Consider the following 562-nt stretch of genomic DNA (forward strand, 5'->3'; position numbering starts at 1 on the left):
ACCGGCATCGCCACCAGCGTTAACTACACCGTGGACACCCAATCAGCAGACACCACGCCCCCGGTAATCAGCACCGCCGTGGTCACCGGCAACCAGTTGGTGCTCACGTACACGGAAGCGGGCACCCTGGACCCGGCGGCACTGACGGGCAATGCCGGCTTTACGATCCACACCGCCTCTGGCACGGCGGCCCCCATCACCGTGAGCAGCGCCGTGGTGAACGGGGCGGCCAAGACCGTGACGCTGACGCTGAGCCGCACCGTGGCCGAAACGGAGACGTTGAGCATCGTATACACCAAGCCCGAATCCGGCAACGGGGTGCGGGACGCTGCCGGCAACCATGCGGCGAACTTCAACGGAGTGATCCCGACCCATGGCACGCCAGCGCCAGCAGACACCACGCCCCCGCAGCTGATCACCACCGGCGACACGACGCGCCCCAAGGTCAACGGCGACCAACTGGTACTCAGCTTTAGCGACACGGGCAACCTGGACCCGATCCACAAGCCGGCGAGCGGGGCCTTTACGGTGCTGGTCAACGGCGTCGCGAACGCCGTCACCA

Annotated in this window: 1 protein-coding gene; it reads left to right on the plus strand. The window is 66.5% G+C overall.

Translation table 11 applies throughout. The annotated features are described in order from the left end of the window. Positions 1-562, plus strand: a 562-nt coding sequence (locus VTU_RS29880) for a SwmB domain-containing protein (RefSeq protein WP_010109422.1), incomplete at both ends; no start/stop codon positions are given.

Origin of the sequence: Verminephrobacter aporrectodeae subsp. tuberculatae At4 (assembly GCF_000193225.1) — a bacterium.
Lineage (GTDB): Bacteria > Pseudomonadota > Gammaproteobacteria > Burkholderiales > Burkholderiaceae_C > Acidovorax > Acidovorax aporrectodeae.